This is a genomic window from Streptomyces sp. NPDC049687 (genome assembly GCF_044465285.1).
GTDB lineage: Bacteria > Actinomycetota > Actinomycetes > Streptomycetales > Streptomycetaceae > Streptomyces.
Genome location: NZ_JBITLN010000005.1, coordinates 110,849 through 127,514 on the forward strand (window position 1 = coordinate 110,849; position 16,666 = coordinate 127,514).

Sequence of the window (16,666 nt, forward strand, 5' to 3'; positions counted from 1 at the left end):
AAATTTCAACCCGTTGGCGGAAGAAAAGTTGGCCGCGCGACGCATGGCTGCTGAAGGGGGTGGGTAAACTCGCTCACTTTTGCCTGTCACCCGCCCTCTTCCTTCCCCCACGCATACCACGACCCACCACGACCACGCCGCCCCTGTCCACGTTCCGGACCCGTCCCGGCGAGGACCGCCCCGGGATCGGGGCCTTCGACGGGTTCGGCCGTTGGTAGGAGGACGAGGGCGCGTCCCCGGTAGTCTGCGCCCCCATGACCGACCTGGACGTCGACTTCCTCCACGCCACCCGAACCTCGTACGACGCCATCGCGGACGCGTACGCCGAGGAGTTCCCCGACGGCCTCGGCCGTCGTCACCTGGACAGAGCGCTGGTCTCCGGGTTCGTCGACCTGGTCAAGGCGCGCGAGGGCGGCGAGCCCGTCGCCGACGTCGGGTGCGGCCCCGGTCATGTGACCCGCCGGCTCGCCGGCCTCGGCGTACCGGTGTTCGGAGTCGACGTCTCCCCCCGCATGGTGGCACTGGCGTCCCGGGCCCACCCGCACCTGCGTTTCCACGTCGGCTCGATGACCGCTCTCGACCTGCCGGACCGCTCCCTCGCGGGTCTGCTGGCCCTGTACTCGCTCATCCACGTCCCCGACCGCGAAGTGCCCACCACCGTCAGGGAGTTCCACCGCGTCCTGGCCCCGGGCGGCTATCTGCTCCTGGCGTTCCAGACGGGCCACGGCGAGGAGGTGCACATCACTGAGCGTTTCGGGCACAGCGTCTCGCTGCGCTACTGCTTCCGGGAGCCGGAAGCCGTCGCCGACCGGCTCGCCGCAACCGGCCTGGAGGTCCAGGCCCGTGTCGTACTGGAGCCGGACGAGGGCACCCGACGTCCCCGCGCCTTCCTCCTGGCCCGCAAACCGTCCCCGTGAGCGGCCCTCAGACCACGCTCACCGCCGCCAGCCGATGCACATCCCGTGCCGTCCCCGTCACTCCCGACAAGAACCCCTGCGCCCTCGGTGAGGCGTGCTCGGTGAGCCAGCCCGGATCGATGTCGCACACCGCCACCCGGACGTCCGTACCGGACAGGGCCAGCGGAAGCGTGTGCACCACCGTCGACGGAAAACTGAGCACCGTACGGCCGATCGGCCCCCGCCGGGCGATCAGTTCCAGCGGAAGGTCCGGCCGGACCACCTCGAGCCCCGTCTCCACGGCCAGCCGATGGAGTTTCTCCGCGCTCTCCCGCCGATGGGCGAAGTAGCGCGTCGCGCCATGCGCAGCGGCCAGGCCCCGCACCGCCTCCAGATACCGGTCCGCGTCCACCACCCCCGTCTCCACCAGCGACGTCCCCACCATGTCCGCGCCCTTGGTGACCCGCGGCGGCCCGAACCGGGCTCGGGTCCAGGTGAAGGCGTTGGCCGTCACCGTGACGCCCTCGGGGCTCTCCTTTATCGGCATGGAGGAGAACACCTCCACCCGCCGCCCCTCGGTCGGCGTCAGCCGGCGCCTGGCCGCGGACGACACCGGGGCGAAGAGGAGGTCGCGGGGGCCGGGGCGGCCGCCCTTGCGGTGCCAGCGCACCAGGCGTTCGCCACGGGCGAGTTGTTCCACGAACTCCATGGTCGCCGTGCCGTCGTCCACCACGACCAGGTCGGCGGCCTTGGTGATGGTGAGCAGCAACTGCACATAACGTGAGAACGGGTCCCCCATCACCACCCGTTCCGCCCGCCGCAGCAGCGACATCAGTCCGCCGATCGTGCGGAAGGGCGCCGTCGTACCGCCCCGCGCCTCCTCCCAGCGGACCGTGTGCCCCTCGTCGCGGGCCAGTTCGGCCATGCGCCGCAACTGGCCGCGGGTCATCGGGTCGTTCGGGGACAGGACGACGAGGGTGAGCTCCGCGCCGGGCTCCTCCTGAGCGGGCTGCGGATGCCGCGCGTGCGCCCATTCGAGCAGGTTCAGGAGCTGCACCGGACTCTCGACGAACGCGAGGGTGTGGGGGGTGGTGCCGGTGTTCTTGCCGGCGCGGGGGCTCATCCTCGTATGACCGTCCCGTTGTCGTGACTGGCCGCTCAGACCGCTACCGGCTCGCCCGCCGCCGCGGCGATCTCCGCCTCCGCGACGACGCCGGAGACACGGCGCAGCTTCTTCATGGGGCCGAGCTCGGAGTCGTAGACCTTCTTGACGCCGTCACCGAGGGAGGCCTCGATGGTGCGGATGTCGCGCACCAGGCGCGTGAGGCCCTGCGGCTCCACGGAGGCGGCCTGGTCGGAGCCCCACATCGCGCGGTCGAGGGTGATGTGGCGCTCGACGAAGGTGGCGCCGAGGGCGACCGCGGCGAGGGTGGTCTGCAGGCCGGTCTCGTGGCCGGAGTAGCCGATCGGGACGTTCGGGTACTCCATCTCCAGCGTGTTGATCACGCGGAGGTTGAGCTCCTCGGCCTTGGCCGGGTAGGTCGAGGTGGCGTGGCACATGAGGATGTTGTCCGAGCCGAGGACCTCGACCGCGTGGCGGATCTGCCGCGGGGTCGACATGCCCGTGGACAGGATGACCGTGCGGCCGGTGGCGCGGAGCGCGCGCAGCAGCTCGTCGTCCGTCAGGGACGCGGAGGCGACCTTGTGGGCGGGCAGGTCGAACTTCTCGAGGAACGCGACGGCCTCGGTGTCCCACGGGGAGGCGAACCAGTCGATCCCCTTCTCCTTGCAGTACTCGTCGATCCGGCGGTACTCGTCCTCGCCGAACTCCACGCGGTGGCGGTAGTCGATGTAGGTCATCCGGCCCCAGGGGGTGTCGCGCTCGATGTCCCACTGGTCGCGCGGGGTGCAGATCTCGGGGGTGCGCTTCTGGAACTTGACGGCGTCGCAGCCGGCCTCGGCGGCCACGTCGATGAGCTTGAGGGCGTTCTCCAGCTCACCGTTGTGGTTGATGCCGATCTCGCCGCAGATGTAGACGGGCTTGCCGGGGCCCACCTCGCGCGAACCGAAGTTGCGCAGACGGAAGTTGGTGCTCATGGCAGTACGTTCCTTACTTGGTGAGGGTGTCGAGAGAAGGTCCGAGGATCCAGCCGGCGATCTCCCGGATCGCGCCGTCGCCCCCGGGGAGGGTGGTGACCGCGCGTGCGGCGCCGCGTACGACGTCGTGGGCGCTCGCGACCGCCACCGGCCAGCCGACCAGGGCGAAGCAGGGGAGGTCGTTGACGTCGTTGCCGACGTAGAGCACGCGCTCCGGCGCGATGCCCTGTTCCTCGCACCACTGCTTGAGCGCGAGGTCCTTGCGGTCGATGCCGTGCAGGACCGGGAGCTCGAGCTTCCGGGCGCGGGCGGCCACGACGGGGTTCCGTTCGGTGGAGAGGATCAGCATCCGCAGCCCCGACCTGCGCAGGGCGGCGATACCGAGGCCGTCCCCGCGGTGGACGGAGACGAACTCCCGTCCGTCGGAGTCGATCAGCACCCGGTCGTCGGTCTGGGTGCCGTCGAAGTCGAGGACGACGGCGTCGACGTCCTCGAAGGCGGGAAGGGAGCCGGGGAGGTCCGCGTCGAAGTGCGGAGCCAGCGCCCGTGCGCGCGCCAGGTCGTGCGGGTCGTCGATCTCCAGCACGCGCGCCGGGTCCGTCCGTACCAGTTCGGTGCGGCCGAAGAAGCGGTGCTGGTGCTTGCGGAAGCCGGCCGCGTCCATCGCGTACGCGGCGCCGGTCTCCAGGAAGTCCTGGGGGCGGTCCTGGCGGCGCGGACGGTAGGACTTGTCATGGTTGACGCCGAAGCCGCCCTCGCTCGCCTCGTCCGAGTGGCGCCAGACGAAACCGTGGAACGGCGCGACGGTCACGGCCGTGTCGGCGCCCTGCTCCACGACGGCGGCCGCCACCCCGTCGACGTCCTCGCGGAGGAGGAACGGGCTGGTGCACTGCACGAGCAGGACCACGTCGGCCGGGGAGCCGTGCAGGGCCTCGTGGGCGTCCATGGCGTGCAGGACGGCCGCCTCGGAGGTGGCGGTGTCGCCGGCGATGGCGGCCGGGCGCAGCACCACCTCGGCGCCCGCCTCGCGCGCCGCGGCCGCGATGGCCTGGTCGTCGGTCGACACCACCACGTCCGTGACGAGACGGCTCGCCCGGCATGCGCGGACCGCCCGCGCCACCAGCGGGACACCGCCCACCGGAGCCAGGTTCTTCGCGGGCACTCCCTTGGAGCCGCCGCGCGCGGGGATCACGGCGAGGACGCGGCGCACCCTCGCTGGTGAGTCGGTCATGGGCTTCTCTCCTAGGAACTCCGGAAAACCGCTCACAGCTCCCCCATCCGCCGGATGACGGGCGCCACCCGCTGCACCCCGTGCCGGTAGGCGCCGCGCGCCGCCCGGCGCACGATCTGCCGGACCGGGCCGGGCTCCCTGTCGGCGGCGGGCGCGCCGGGCAGCGGGCTGCCGTCGGGGCCGAGGTGGTGGCGGGCGAGGATGCCGGGCAGATAGCCGGGCGCGGTGGCGGGCGTGTAGTAGGGGGTGAGGGGCGGCAGTCCGCCGGGCCGGTCGAGCAGTTTGGCGATGCGTTCACGGGCCACGTCCCATGAGGAGGCGTACGAACCTCCCCCGGAGGGGGCACCCCCGGCGGCGACGCCCTGCCGGGACACCCACTCCTCGTCGGGCGTGGGGCGGTGGCCGGCGTCGAGCTGGTCCCAGGAGGCGAGGCAGCCGGAGCCGACGAAGTGGTGGTTGCCGAGCGCCTCGCGCACCCCGAGGTCGCTGAGGACGACGGTGGGGATACGGCGGTGGAGGGACTCCAGGGCCGCGGTGGAGCTGATCGTCACCATGAGGTCGGTGCGGTCGAGGACCTCGCCCATGTTGCCGTACACCAGGCGGAAGTTGGGCGGCGGGTCGAGCCGCTGCGCCAGCTTCTGGTACGGCAGCTCCTCGATGTGGGTGGTGTGTTCGCCGGGCTTGGAGCGCAGCTTCAGCAGCACCTCGCGCTCGGGGTGCAGCCGGGCGTGCCGGACCAGCCGGTCGAGGAGGTACGTGCGGTCCTTGCGGCTCTCCGGTACGGAGGGCTGGGCGGCGAAGACGACCGTGTACGGGTCGTGCTCCCCGGTGTAGGGCGCGCCGCCGAGGAACGGCAGGGCGACCTCGGTCACCGAGGAGGAGTCGGCGCCGACGCCGTCGTACACCGCGCGGAAACGGTCGGCGTCCTGGCGGGAGTTGGCGAGGACGAGGTCGGCGCCGTGCCGCAGCAGCAGTCCGTCGGCGAGCTTCTCGTAGACGACGCCGACGTACCCGGTGACGACGACGGGCCGGTCGGCGTCGCCCTCCCAGACCCGCTTCAGGCCGTGCAGGACCGCCTGGACGCCGCCACCGACCAGAGCGAGGACGAGGACGTCGTACGAGGTCTGTGCCATGGCGCGCAGGAACTCCACGGCGGTCACCTCGCGCAGGGAGTCGGCACGCACGCCCACCTCCGCGAGCTGGCGCGGGGTGGGGGTGGCACGGCCGCGCAGGAGGAAGCCGTCGAGGACGGGGGCGGGTTGCACCCCGCTCGGGGATCCGGGCACGATCCTGGAGGCGGTCAGCGCACCCCATTTCCAGCGGGTGTCGGAGTCCGCCAGGACGGCAATCCGTGGGGGGTTCGCAGTACTTGCTGGCACGCCGAAGACGCTAGAAAGCAAAACCCAGGGTTGCCCCAACCGCGACTCAACGAAAAGTTAACAGCAGCCCACCGGACACCGAACTGGCTCGCCGGAAACGGTCACGCACACGGGATGCACCGTTCCGACACATTGAGTTCACCCCCTGTCTCCCCAACGGAAAGTTCCGCTGTCGGCGGCCCTCCTAGGATTTCGCCGTGCCAAAGCTTTCCGTGATCGTGCCGTTCTACAACGTCCAGCAATACGCACCGGACACCCTCAGAAGCCTTCGCTTCAACGCCCGGCCGGACTTCGAGTTCGTACTGGTGGACGACAAATCGAAGGACGAAACTCCGGCCGTTCTTCAGCGTGCGGTCGAGGAGCTTTCCGAGGTCGCCCAGGTTCGTTATGTCCGCCATGAGGAGAACGGGGGACTCGCCACCGCCCGCAATACCGGGCTGGACGCGGCGACGGGCGAGTATCTGACGTTCCTGGACGGCGACGACTGGCTCGCCCGCGGCCATCTGACCGAGCTGGTCACCGCGATCGAGTCGCTGGGCTGCGACTTCGTACGGACCGACCACGTGCAGGCCACCGATCGCACCCGGACCGTCGTACGGCATCCGCTCGGGCGGCGCGACGAGGTGCTCAGCCCCCGCGAGGCGATCCTGCCCGTCGACCGCTCCACGTCCGTCGACTACGCCTACGCCTGGGCCGGCGCCTACCATCGCCGGCTGCTCGACCGCGGTCTGCTGCACTTCACGCACGGGCTGCGGACCGCCGAGGACCGGCCGTGGATCTGGCGGCTGCACCGGGAGGCGGAGTCGTTCGCGGTGCTGAACCTGCACGGCGTGTTCTACCGCCGGGGAGTCGCCTCCTCCCTCACCCAGATCGGTGACGTCCGCCAGCTGGACTTCATCCGAGCCTTCGACCAGGTGATCGAGGAGACCGCGAAGGACCGGGAGGCGGACCGGCTGCTGCCGAAGGCGGTGCGCACCTACTGCGCGATCATCGCCCACCACCTCGCGGAGATCGACAAGTTCGAGCCGGCCGTGGCCAAGCAGCTGCGGACGATGAGCTCGGCGGCCATAAAGCGGATGCCGCAGGAGCTGCTCACCGACGTTCTCGACACCATGGACCTGCGCCGCTCGGCCAAGCTGCGGCGGCTGAGGCGACAGATCACCAGCGCGAAGGCGGCCGCCTGATGGCACCCACGACGACGCAGATCTTCTGCGCCTCCACGCTGTACGGCGCGGCCACCCTGGCCGCCGCCCTCGACGCCGACTCCTTCCCGGCGGCGGACCGGCGGCTGCTGCTGGTGTGCAACAACGCGACGAACCCGGAGACCACCCCGGCGGTCGACGAGATGCCGGGCTTCGAGCCGCTGCGGGACCGCTTCGACGCGGTGCTGTCCTGGAACGACGCCATCAGCCCCTTCCACCCGGGCGCCTGGTCGCCCCGCCCCGACGACGTCCCGCTGTTCGAGCGGTACCTGCGGCTGCTGTGGGGCCTCGGCGAGGACCGGGTGGAGATCGTCCTGGAGTCCATCCAGGTCAACCCCGCCCAGGCCGTCGCCCAGGTGTTCCCGGGCGCGCCGATCGAGGTGTACGCCGACGGCCTGATGAGCTACGGCCCGACCCGCAACAAGCTCGACCCGCTGATCGGGACCCGGGTGCGCCGGCTGCTCCACCTGGACCTGGTGCCGGGGCTCGTCCCGCTCCTGCTGACCGAGTTCGAGGTGCCCGCCCGTACGGTGCCGACGAGCGCGTTCCTGAAGGTGCTCGGACAGGTCGCCGACGCCGTACCGGAACTGCCGCCGCTGCCCGACGACTCGGCGCTGCTGCTCGGCCAGTATCTGTCCGCGCTGGGCATCCTCTCCGCGCAGGAGGAGGAGGACCTGCATGTCCGGATGATGCGGGGCGCGGTGGCCCGGGGGCACCGCACGGTCGTCTTCAAACCGCATCCGAGCGCGCCCGCCCGCTACAGCCGCCTGCTGGAGGCGGAGGCGGAGAAGCTGGGCGTCGGGCTCACCGTCCTGGACACGCCGGTGCTCGCCGAGGTGCTGTTCGAGAAGGCGCGGCCCGCGCTGGTCGTCGGCTGTTTCTCCACCGCGCTGTTCACCGCCTCCGCGTTCTACGAGCTTCCGGTCGCCCGGATCGGCACGGAACCGCTGCTGGAACGGCTCACCCCGTTCCAGAACAGCAACCGGGTGCCGGTGGTGCTCGCGGACGCGCTGCTGCCGGATCTCGCGGAGAAGGACGGGACCATTCCGGCCGACACGCTGACCGGGCTGGTCTCCGCCGTCGGATTCGTCATGCAGCCGCAGATCCTTTCCGGTCTCCGTCCGGCGGCCGAGGATTATCTGCGCGGCCAACTCGGCCCGCGCACCCAGCGTTACTTCAAGCGCAAGCGGCTGACCTCGCTGGGGCTTCCCGGCGGTATCCCGGAGCGGCTGTCGTTCCTTCCGCACAACTCGACGGCCCGGCGGGTCGCACGGCGGGCCAAGGCACTGCGGAAGGCGATCAAGCGCTGATGTGTCACGAGCCGACCGGATAAACCTGAAAAGCTGAAGAGCAATGGGGAAGCTGCTCCTCGGACGTGAGGAGTTGGGGAGGTGTTAACCCTGGCTCCATAGCTTCCCGGAATGCTGCACATAGCGTTCTCCCAAGCCCCGTTCAGGATGGCGGGCGGGCAGACATGACCCAGCAGGACATACGCCCGCCCGCTTCCGCCGCGCTCACCCTGGCCGCCGCCGCGGCCCCGCAGGACCGGCCCCTGATCTCGTACGTCCTGCCGGTCTACAACGAGCGGGACGGCATCGCCGCCTTCCACACCGAGCTGACCGCCGCTCTGGCCGGCCGCCCCGAGCTCGACTTCGAGATGGTGTACGTCAACGACGGCTCCGCCGACGGCTCGCTCGAGATCCTCAAGGCCCTCGCCGAGAAGGACGACCGGGTCCGGATCGTCGACTTCGCCCGCAACTTCGGTCACCAGATCGCCATCACCGCCGGTCTGGACGTCGCCCGGGGCGACGCGGTGATCGTCATGGACACCGACCTCCAGGACCCGCCCCGGGTGAGCCTGGAACTGGTGGACGCCTGGCGCGAGGGCGCCGAGATCGTGCACGCGCGCCGGCGCAGCCGCCAGGACACGGTGTTCAAGCGGACCACCGCGCACCTGTACTACCGCGTCCTGCGCTCCTCCACCGAGGTGGACATCCCGCTGGACACCGGGGACTTCCGCCTCCTTGACCGGCGGGTCGCCGACGAGCTGCGCAAGTACCGCGAGAAGAGCCGGTTCGTGCGCGGGATCGTCGCCTCGATGGGCTACCGGCAGACCGAGGTGTCCTTCGACCGCGACGAGCGCTTCGCGGGCGAGACGAAGTACCCGCTGCGCAAGATGGCCAAGCTCGCCATCGACGGCGTGACCAGCTTCTCCACCGTGCCGCTGAAGATGATCACCCGGCTGGGCTTCATCGTCCTGGCGCTCTCGCTGCTCGGCATCGTCTACGCGCTGGCGATGAAGTTCTTCCGGCCCGACATCACCGTCTCCGGCTGGACGATGCTGATGGTCGTCGTGCTGTTCCTGGGCGGCGTCCAGATGCTGTCGCTGGGCGTGATCGGCACTTACGTCGGGCGCATCTACAGCGAGGCGCAGGGGCGTCCGCTGTATCTGGTGCGCGAGGTGATCGGCGGGCCCGGGGCAGATGACTGAGACCACGGCCAGGATCCAGGCGCCCGAGTCGAGGACCGTGCGCCAACTGGTCCGTTACACCTTCATCGGCGGCAGCGGTGTCGTCCTCGACCTCGTCGTCTTCCTGCTGCTGCACAACGGGGCGGGGCTGAACGAGCAGTTCGCCAACGCGATCAGCACCACGCTCGCCATCACCAACAACTTCGTCCTCAACGCACGGTTCACCTTCGAGGCCCGGGACCGGATCGTCGTCCGCTTCCTGCGCTTCTACGCCGTCGGCCTGAGCGGCATCGCCCTGACGAACCTGCTCTTCCTCGCCTTCACCGACGGCCTCGGGGTCAGCGCGAACCTCGTGAAGCTGGGCTCGATGCCCCTGGTCCTCGCGCTGCAGTTCGTGCTCAACAAAAAATGGAGTTTCGCGTGAACCTCGGCATCATCGGCGCCGGCGCCACCGGCCTCACCGCCGCCTGGGACGCCGTACGCGCCGGCCACCAGGTGACCATCCTGGAGGCGGCGGCCGAACTCGGCGGTCTGGCCGCCTCCCTGGAAGTGGGCGGAGTCCCGCTGGAGCGCTACTACCACCACATCTTCCGCAGCGACAAGGCGATGATCTCCCTCATCGAGGAGCTCGGTCTCGGTGACGCGCTGCGCTTCCACAAGCCGACGACCGGCATCTACCGCGGCGGGAAGCTGATCGACTTCACCACCCCCTTCGACATGCTGCGTTTCCCGGAGTTCTCCCCGCTGGACGCGGTGCGCTTCGCGGGTTCCTCGGCGGTGCTGAAGGCTGTTCGGAACGGCGAGCGCTACAGCGACCTCACCGCCCTCGCCTGGCTGCGCAGGAACGCCGGGAAGAAGGCCACCGCGGCAATCTGGGAGCCGCTGCTGAAGGGCAAGTTCGGCGAGCGCGCCGAGCAGGTGTCGATGGCGTGGCTGTGGGCCCGTATCCACTGCCGGACCTTCGAACTGGGCTATGTGGACGGAGGATTCGAGCGGGTCTACGCCGCCCTGCGGGACGGGATCGAGGAGCGCGGCGGGAAGGTCGAGTTCGGCAAGGCCGTCGAGACGATCCGGCAGGAGGCCGACACCCCGGTCGTGACCTGCGTGGACGGGTCGTCGTACGTCTTCGACCACCTGATCGTCACCACCCCGCAGCCCGCCTTCGCCAAGGCGGCCGGGCTGCCCGCCGAGGACACGGTGTGGAAGAACCAGTACCTGGGCGCGACCTGCTTCGTGCTGGAGATGGACCGCAGCGTGATCCCCTACTACTGGCTCAACATCAACGAGCCGGACTTCCCGTTCCTCGCGGTGGTCGAGCACACCAAGATGATCGACCCGGCCGTGTACGGCGGACGGCACATCCTCTACGTCGGCAACTACGTCGAGCGCGAGGACTGGCGCTTCACCACCGACCCCGGCGAGCTGCTGAACGCGTTCGTGCCGTACCTGAAGCGGATCAACCCCGCCTTCGACCCGTCCTGGATCAAGGACTGGCACTTCTCGAAGGCCGGCTTCGCCCAGCCCGTCGTGACGCCACGGTACCGGGCGCTGATCCCGCCGCACGAGACCCCGATGAGCCGGGTCACGCTGGCCACGATGGCCCAGATCTACCCGCAGGACCGGGGGCAGAGCTACTCGGTGGAGATGGCGCGCAAGGTGACCGCGTCCCTCGGACTGCGCTGACGCACCGCACGAGGAAGGGGCCCCGGTCGGTCGACCGGGGCCCCTTCCTCGTGGTCACTTCCGCTTGCACACCACCAGCGGTGTCCTCGGCTCCAGCGGCGGGCAGTCGTACGTCGCCCGGACGCGGAGGCGCAGTCCGGCGTCGACGTTCGCCAGCCGGAACCAGGCCCGGTCGAGGATCGCGTACGGCGCCGGATCGTGGTCGACGCAGTCCGCGTTCTCCTTGAACGACTCCAGGTCGGCCACGTCCGGGATGAAGCGGGTGCGCTGGAGGAAGGTGGCGATCGGGTAGCGGCACTGGGCCGGGTGGTCGACGTAGTACACCGTGTCGCCGAAGGCCAGGTAGAGCACCCTGGCGCCGGCCGGGAGCCGCGCGCGCAGCCGGTCGGCGTCCTCCTTCTTGATCTCCGAGTTCCGGTGGAACCCCGCGTTGGTCAGCGACACCTTGCCGTACTGGGCCAGGTGCGGCGAGCTGGGCCACATCGGTCCGGCCAGCAGGACGACGCCGGCGAGCGCGACCAGGGCGGCGGACCGGCCGGGCCGGCCCCGCAGCCGGACGTCGGCCACCGCGGCGAGCAGGGCGATCAGCCCGAGCACCCACATCGTCGCCGGGCGCTGTACCCCCTTGGGCAAGTGGGTGTAGAGCGCGAGCAGGGTGCCGTACAGCAGGGACACCGCGCCGAAGCACCACGGGGGTTTCGGCGCACCGCCCACCGCGAGGCCCCACACGGCGGCGGCGAAGACGGTCAGCTGGACGGCGTGGTACGGGAACCAGTTGCCCTGGACGATCACCACGGCCAGCGAGCCCAAGCCGATGAGCAGGGCGATCGTCAGCAGTTCCAGGCGACGGGCGCGGCCGGGCACCCGGCTGAGGAGCAGCAGCAGCGCGCCGGGCAGGAGCAGCAGCACCGGGGTGAGGAGGGCCCGGTCGCCGAGGAACTCGAAGGAGCGGTGGAGGATGAAGCCGGGGCGGATGCCGGTGCGGCTGAGGGCCGACTGGTTGATCCGCGGCATGTCCTCGGTCCACTGCAGCTCGTGGGAGCCGACGAGGACGCTCAGTCCGAACAGCGCGATCGCGCCCGGTGCGGCGACCAGGGCGACGCGTACCGCGCGGCCGCGGTCGACGGCCCAGAGGAGGAGGACGCCGAAGGCGGCCGTGGAGGCGGTGGAGTACTTCATCATCACCGCGAGCCCCAGGGGGACCGCGGCGAGGAGGGCGGCCGGCCAGGGCCTGCGGACGCCGAGCGCGGCCGCGATGCCGAAGACCGTCAGCACCACGGCGGTCCACTCGGGCTGCAGGAAGTCCGTGCGCGGTGCCAGGACCAGGACGAGTCCGGTGGCGCCCGCCGTGAGGGCCGCCTCGCGGGGGGCGGCCCGGCGCAGGAGCGCCGTGTACAGGGCGAGGGCCGCCGCGGCCACGACGACCGCGCCCTCGGCTTCGATGATCGTCTCCCGTACGACCACGCCGCCGGAGGTGGGCATGTCCAGCAGGGCGATGAACCACCGGTAGAAGAACGGGCGGTGGGTGAACACCTCGGACGGCGAGTAGCCGGCCTCGCCGCCCAGGCGCAGGGCGGCCAGCACGTACTGCAGATCGCCCGTGAGGCGCCGCGTGAGCACGGTGTACACGACGGCCGCCGCGGCCGGTACCGCGACCACCGGCCACCAGAGGGGTGACCGGCGGGCGCGGGGGGCGGGCGGCGCGCCGACCGGGACGGTCGTCGTCGCCATGCGATCAGCCGCCCAGGATGGTGCGCAGGTCGGCCGCGTTCGCCTCGGTGGTCTTCCACAGCTCCTGCTGGCGGCCGTGCACATCGGCGACCGTGCGGTCGTGGTCGGCGAGCAGGTCGCGGGAGCGTTCCACGAGGACGGCGGCGAGGTCGCGGTCGTGCACCGAGACACCCCACTCGGGGCGGTCGATGTCGCGCAGGAAGTAGGCCATCTTCGGGTGCGAGATGAGGCTGATGATCGGCGTGCCGCAGCCGAACGGGATCATCCCGGCGTGGCCGCGCATGCCGATGACCAGCTTGGTGCGGGCGTACAGCTCGCGGATCTCGTCGTTGTCGAAGTCGTACATCGGGATGACGGGCAGCGAGACGCCGTGTTCGCGGCGCAGGTCGAAGGCGATCTTCTCGTCGTCGAGGGAGTGCGCCACGCACCGCACCTCGGCCAGCGCGCCCAGGTCCTTGACGGCCTTCGCCATCTGGGCGAGGAAGTGGCCGTAGTCGTGGCCGAAGCGCAGGCCCGCGCGGTCGTAGGCCGCGTTGACGAGGATCGTGTCGTCGCGGGAGGCCGGGTCCTTCCAGCCGTCGACCAGCTGGCGGGTGACGGTGGTCGGGCAGGGCTGGAAGCGGACCTTGTCGTGGAGGTGGGCGGGGAGCATCGCCCGCACCTTCTCGATGGAGCCGTGGTTGCGCAGGCCGAAGAAGGAGGAGCGCTCGACGAGCAGGCGCAGCGACTCGCTGAAGCGGTTGGCGCGGTAGGACTGGCCGTCGAAGGCGTTGAAGCCGACGGCGTAGACCGCGATCGGCACGTCGATGCGGCTGAGCAGGTCGTCGGGGACGTTCCACTGCCAGGCGCTGTTGCCGTTGGGCATGGTGTCGGGGATGAAGAGCCCGCCGCCGCCGATGACCAGGCCCTTGCGGGCGTTGACGCGCTCCAGGGCGGCCTCGTCGAAGAGACGGTGGGCGTGGACGGAGTGCCAGCGGCGGGAGGTGGTGTCCTTGCCCAAGGCGAGCCGGACGCTCTCCGGGAGCAGCTTGTCGCCGGCGTTGCCCTGGCGGTCCATGTAGAACGCGACGTGCGCGAGCTGGTCCTCGGGGCGGCCGGCCGACTGGGCCGGGATGCCGGTGGTGCGCTGGTGCCAGATGCGGCTGGCGCGGTGGGTGGGGTCGACGGTGAGGCCGGCGGTGGCGTACTCGCGGGCCTTCGTGTCGTCGCCGTGCACCCAGGCGATCTGCGCGAGCCGGGAGAAGGCGGTGGCGGCCCGGTTGGGGGCGGCGGTGGCGAGGTGGAGCTGCGCCCTGGCCTCCTCGTAGCGGGAGACGCTCATCAGGGCGTTGCCGTACACCTCGTGCGGCCAGGCCTCGTCGACCGGCAGGTGCACGCGCTCCAGGATCTCGACGGCGGCCTGGAAGTCGCCGGCGCCGATGTGGGCGAGGGCCACCTTGCGGGCGGTGTCGACGTCGCCGGTGCGCTCGACGTGCGGGGTGCCGTAGTGGACGAGCAGGTCGTGGTGGAGGGTGTCGCCGGCCTCCAGGTAGGCGGCGTGGAGTTCGGCGTCGGTCAGCTCGAACTCGGACCAGCGCTCCTGCGCCTGGCCGTAGCCGGCCTCGCCGCCCTGCCAGGGCTTGTGGCGGCCGGTGAAGTGCAGGACGGCCGTCTCCTCGGGGACGGGGAGATCGCCGGAGAGGCGGCGCTTGACGAAGTTGTACCTGGGGTCGAGATCGACGAAGTCGCCGTCGAGAAGGGCGTTGAGGATGCCCTGGTCGTGCTTGTCGAGCTCGTAGGTGCCTGCGCGGCCGATCGCGTCGATCTTCGCGCAGAACTCGTCGGTGAGGTACTCCTTCTGGATGACGAGGAGCCCGCTGTTGAGCATGCGGGTCTTGTCGCCGTAGAAGAACTGCGGGACGGCGGCGAGGCCGTGGCGCAGGGTGAGGAGTTCGGTGATCGGGCCGAGGACCACCATGTCGGTGTCCAGGGTGATCACGGTGTCGTAGTCGCGGATCCGGAAGACGTCGAGGATGAAGTACGCCTTGCGGACGAGGTAGTTGTCCTGGTCGCCCTTGACGTAGGAGTCGTAGTGGTCGGCGTCCACGCGGCGGAACCGCACACGCGGGTGCAGGGCGCGGATGGCGGCGACGGAGGCGGGGCGCAGGTCGTCGTGGAGGACGAGGAAGTCCTCGCAGACGTCCGGGTTGGACAGCGCGAGGGAGCGCAGCAGGACCAGGAAGCCGGGGAGGTAGTTCTCGTCGACGAAGCTCGCGAAGGCGATACGGCGCTTGCCGGTCAGGGCGGCGGCGTCGGTGACGGGGGCCGCCGGGGCGGATATGGAAGTGGTCATCGCAGGGAAATCCTCATGCCGGAGACGCTCTGGGCCCGTTCCATGACCCACGCCTTCTCGCTGCCGTATTCGTGCACGTTGGTGATGGCCAGCTTCATCGCCTCGGGGAGGCGGTAGGCGCCGCTCTCGTAGAAGTCGAAGCCGATCAGGTCGAGGGTGGGGCTGACGTCGAGGAAGTCGAGCAGCCAGAGCATGTTGAAGCCGGAGGTGGGGATGGCCGCGAACTGCTCGGTGGTCCAGCCGCCGATGGTGCGCACCGGCCAGCGCAGCGACTCGTCGTTGACGTGGGTCTGGGCGCCCGGGATCAGCTTGTTGCGGACCGAGTACTTCCAGTCGGGCGAGCTGCCGCTGAAGACGAGCCGGGTGTCGACCTGCTTGTCCCAGTTGTAGTTGTGCTTGTGGATGGTGACGTGGATGTCGGTCTTCCTGCCCGTGTGCGCCGGGTCGATGCGGTACGAGTTGAAGCGCACGACGAGGTCGTAGCCGTCGATCTGCGAGCCGAGCGAGCTCTCGCCGACCGTGCCGGAGTTGGCGACGAGGCAGATCGACTTGCCGGCGATCCGGTTGCGGAACTCGCCGAGGCTGAGCCACTGCACGCCCCCGAACAGGGGGTCGGGGACCGGGCCGCGCATCCGGTTACGGCGGGTGTCCGCGTACAGGGCGAGGGCCCGGGTGAGCTCGGCGGTGGGCCGGGGCTGCTGGGAGGTGGCCAGGTCGAGGTAGTGGGCGAGCGCCTCCTGGACCTCCTGCTCGGGGCTGCCCTGGCGGTCCATCGCGAGCAGCGCGCCGACCAGGCGGGCCTGGGCGCCGGGCTGGTCGCCGACGGCGTGCGCGGCGAGGCCCTCGGCCCAGACGTCGGTGGCGGGGGCGTCGCGGAAGCGGGCGGACTCCGGGACCGTGCGCTCCAGGAGGGTGAGCAGTTCGGTGCGGGCCTCGGTGGCGGCGTGGATGCCGTCGACGCGGGCGCGGACGCCGAAGCCGTCCTCCTTGGTGAGCTCGAGGTAGCGCTCGTAGGCCTCGGCGGCGGCCTGGGGCAGGCCCATCGCCTCGAGCAGCCGGCCGCGCAGCCGCCAGCCGGCGCGGGAGTTGCGGCGCTGGTGGAGGATGGTGTCGGTGATGGCGAGCGTCAGGTTCAGCTCGTCGTCGTAGGCGCAGACGACCGCCTTGTTGCCGACGTTGAGCAGCGCGTCGAGGACGTCGTTGCCGAGGTTGCCGCCGCCGGTGGCGGCGGCCTTGGTGCGCCTGAGCAGACTGGTGGCCGTGACCGGCGGCGCGGCCGTCTCCTGGGTCGCCCACAGGGCGAGGAGCTGGCGCAGTGCCTCGGCGAGGGCGATACGGCGGGGGTCGAGGCTGCCGACCAGCTTGCCGCTGTGCGCCGAGCACGCGCGCAGGCAGTCGTCCAGCGTGACCGGGGAAGGCGCTGACGAGGGCCTTCCCGGCCTGGTGTCTGACCCTTTGCTGCGGACCCTCGTCATGGTTCTCCTGGCATCTGAACTGACGTATGAAAATGACACGGAACTACTGCTCGTCGATGGGAGGTTGGGAGAACGTAAGAAAGGAAAACGACGCCCAGGTGAACCCCTCGAAACAGCGAAGCGAATGCTGATGCCGTCGAACAGAAGTTTCGCGGGTGACGCCATAGGGT

General features: G+C 70.5%; 13 protein-coding genes. 6 read left to right on the forward strand and 7 right to left on the reverse strand.

Annotated elements, in window-relative coordinates; genetic code table 11:
• Window positions 1-254: 254 nt before the first annotated feature.
• Window positions 255-917 (forward strand): class I SAM-dependent DNA methyltransferase, encoded by a 663-nt coding sequence (locus ACIBVL_RS17530; RefSeq protein WP_399098047.1) that lies wholly within the window; start codon window positions 255-257, stop codon window positions 915-917.
• Window positions 918-924: 7 nt separating this feature from the next.
• Here the strand turns inward: ACIBVL_RS17530 and ACIBVL_RS17535 are convergent, their stop codons facing one another.
• The 4 genes from ACIBVL_RS17535 to ACIBVL_RS17550 are packed head-to-tail and all read right to left on the reverse strand — an operon-like array spanning window position 925 to window position 5,603.
• Window positions 925-2,019, reverse strand: coding sequence for a hypothetical protein (locus tag ACIBVL_RS17535; protein WP_399098048.1), 1,095 nt, complete (start codon window positions 2,017-2,019; stop codon window positions 925-927).
• A 35-nt stretch (window positions 2,020-2,054) separates the two neighbouring features.
• Window positions 2,055-2,993: an N-acetylneuraminate synthase family protein gene (locus ACIBVL_RS17540; protein ID WP_399098049.1), complete on the reverse strand. Its 939-nt coding sequence runs from the start codon at window positions 2,991-2,993 to the stop codon at window positions 2,055-2,057.
• A 13-nt stretch (window positions 2,994-3,006) separates the two neighbouring features.
• Entirely contained in the window at window positions 3,007-4,224 is a 1,218-nt protein-coding gene (locus ACIBVL_RS17545; RefSeq protein WP_399098050.1) for a cytidylyltransferase domain-containing protein, read from the reverse strand.
• A 32-nt stretch (window positions 4,225-4,256) separates the two neighbouring features.
• On the reverse strand, window positions 4,257-5,603 hold the full coding sequence (locus ACIBVL_RS17550) for a DUF6716 putative glycosyltransferase (protein ID WP_399098051.1): 1,347 nt from the start codon (window positions 5,601-5,603) through the stop codon (window positions 4,257-4,259).
• A gap of 197 nt (window positions 5,604-5,800) precedes the next feature.
• Between ACIBVL_RS17550 and ACIBVL_RS17555 the strand changes: the two genes are divergently transcribed.
• The 5 genes from ACIBVL_RS17555 to ACIBVL_RS17575 all read left to right on the forward strand — a co-directional run bounded on the left by ACIBVL_RS17555 (window position 5,801) and on the right by ACIBVL_RS17575 (window position 10,958).
• Window positions 5,801-6,787, forward strand: a complete 987-nt coding sequence (locus ACIBVL_RS17555; protein ID WP_399098052.1) for a glycosyltransferase family 2 protein — start codon at window positions 5,801-5,803, stop codon at window positions 6,785-6,787.
• On the forward strand, window positions 6,787-8,115 hold the full coding sequence (locus ACIBVL_RS17560; RefSeq protein WP_399098053.1) for a polysialyltransferase family glycosyltransferase: 1,329 nt from the start codon (window positions 6,787-6,789) through the stop codon (window positions 8,113-8,115). Before ACIBVL_RS17555 ends, ACIBVL_RS17560 begins: the two co-directional genes overlap by 1 nt.
• A gap of 164 nt (window positions 8,116-8,279) precedes the next feature.
• Window positions 8,280-9,296, forward strand: a complete 1,017-nt coding sequence (locus ACIBVL_RS17565; RefSeq protein ID WP_399098054.1) for a glycosyltransferase family 2 protein — start codon at window positions 8,280-8,282, stop codon at window positions 9,294-9,296.
• Window positions 9,289-9,699, forward strand: a complete 411-nt coding sequence (locus tag ACIBVL_RS17570; RefSeq protein WP_399098055.1) for a GtrA family protein — start codon at window positions 9,289-9,291, stop codon at window positions 9,697-9,699. The genes ACIBVL_RS17565 and ACIBVL_RS17570 overlap by 8 nt, the downstream gene beginning before the upstream one ends.
• A complete protein-coding gene (locus ACIBVL_RS17575) occupies window positions 9,696-10,958 on the forward strand; it encodes an NAD(P)/FAD-dependent oxidoreductase (RefSeq protein WP_399098056.1) in 1,263 nt (420 codons plus the stop codon). Before ACIBVL_RS17570 ends, ACIBVL_RS17575 begins: the two co-directional genes overlap by 4 nt.
• A 54-nt stretch (window positions 10,959-11,012) precedes the next feature.
• On the opposite strand, the gene ACIBVL_RS17580 is transcribed toward ACIBVL_RS17575, so the two are convergent.
• From ACIBVL_RS17580 to ACIBVL_RS17590, 3 genes are read right to left on the reverse strand one after another with little or no spacing between them, the layout of a single operon-like run.
• A complete protein-coding gene (locus ACIBVL_RS17580) occupies window positions 11,013-12,689 on the reverse strand; it encodes a hypothetical protein (protein ID WP_399098057.1) in 1,677 nt (558 codons plus the stop codon).
• Window positions 12,690-12,693: 4 nt separating this feature from the next.
• On the reverse strand, window positions 12,694-15,021 hold the full coding sequence (locus ACIBVL_RS17585) for a glycosyltransferase (protein WP_399098058.1): 2,328 nt from the start codon (window positions 15,019-15,021) through the stop codon (window positions 12,694-12,696).
• Complete coding sequence (locus tag ACIBVL_RS17590; RefSeq protein WP_399098060.1) at window positions 15,018-16,496, reverse strand: glycosyltransferase family 29 protein; 1,479 nt, start codon at window positions 16,494-16,496, stop codon at window positions 15,018-15,020. The genes ACIBVL_RS17585 and ACIBVL_RS17590 overlap by 4 nt, the downstream gene beginning before the upstream one ends.
• Window positions 16,497-16,666 lie beyond the last annotated feature (170 nt).

Coding starts and splice junctions, on each gene's coding strand:
- ACIBVL_RS17535 (WP_399098048.1), bottom strand. CDS start 2,019: ATGAGCCCCCGCGCCGGCAAGAACACCGGCACCACCCCCCACACCCTC.
- ACIBVL_RS17580 (WP_399098057.1), bottom strand. CDS start 12,689: ATGGCGACGACGACCGTCCCGGTCGGCGCGCCGCCCGCCCCCCGCGCC.
- ACIBVL_RS17545 (WP_399098050.1), bottom strand. CDS start 4,224: ATGACCGACTCACCAGCGAGGGTGCGCCGCGTCCTCGCCGTGATCCCC.
- ACIBVL_RS17565 (WP_399098054.1), top strand. CDS start 8,280: ATGACCCAGCAGGACATACGCCCGCCCGCTTCCGCCGCGCTCACCCTG.
- ACIBVL_RS17585 (WP_399098058.1), bottom strand. CDS start 15,021: ATGACCACTTCCATATCCGCCCCGGCGGCCCCCGTCACCGACGCCGCC.
- ACIBVL_RS17540 (WP_399098049.1), bottom strand. CDS start 2,993: ATGAGCACCAACTTCCGTCTGCGCAACTTCGGTTCGCGCGAGGTGGGC.
- ACIBVL_RS17570 (WP_399098055.1), top strand. CDS start 9,289: ATGACTGAGACCACGGCCAGGATCCAGGCGCCCGAGTCGAGGACCGTG.
- ACIBVL_RS17560 (WP_399098053.1), top strand. CDS start 6,787: ATGGCACCCACGACGACGCAGATCTTCTGCGCCTCCACGCTGTACGGC.
- ACIBVL_RS17530 (WP_399098047.1), top strand. CDS start 255: ATGACCGACCTGGACGTCGACTTCCTCCACGCCACCCGAACCTCGTAC.
- ACIBVL_RS17590 (WP_399098060.1), bottom strand. CDS start 16,496: ATGACGAGGGTCCGCAGCAAAGGGTCAGACACCAGGCCGGGAAGGCCC.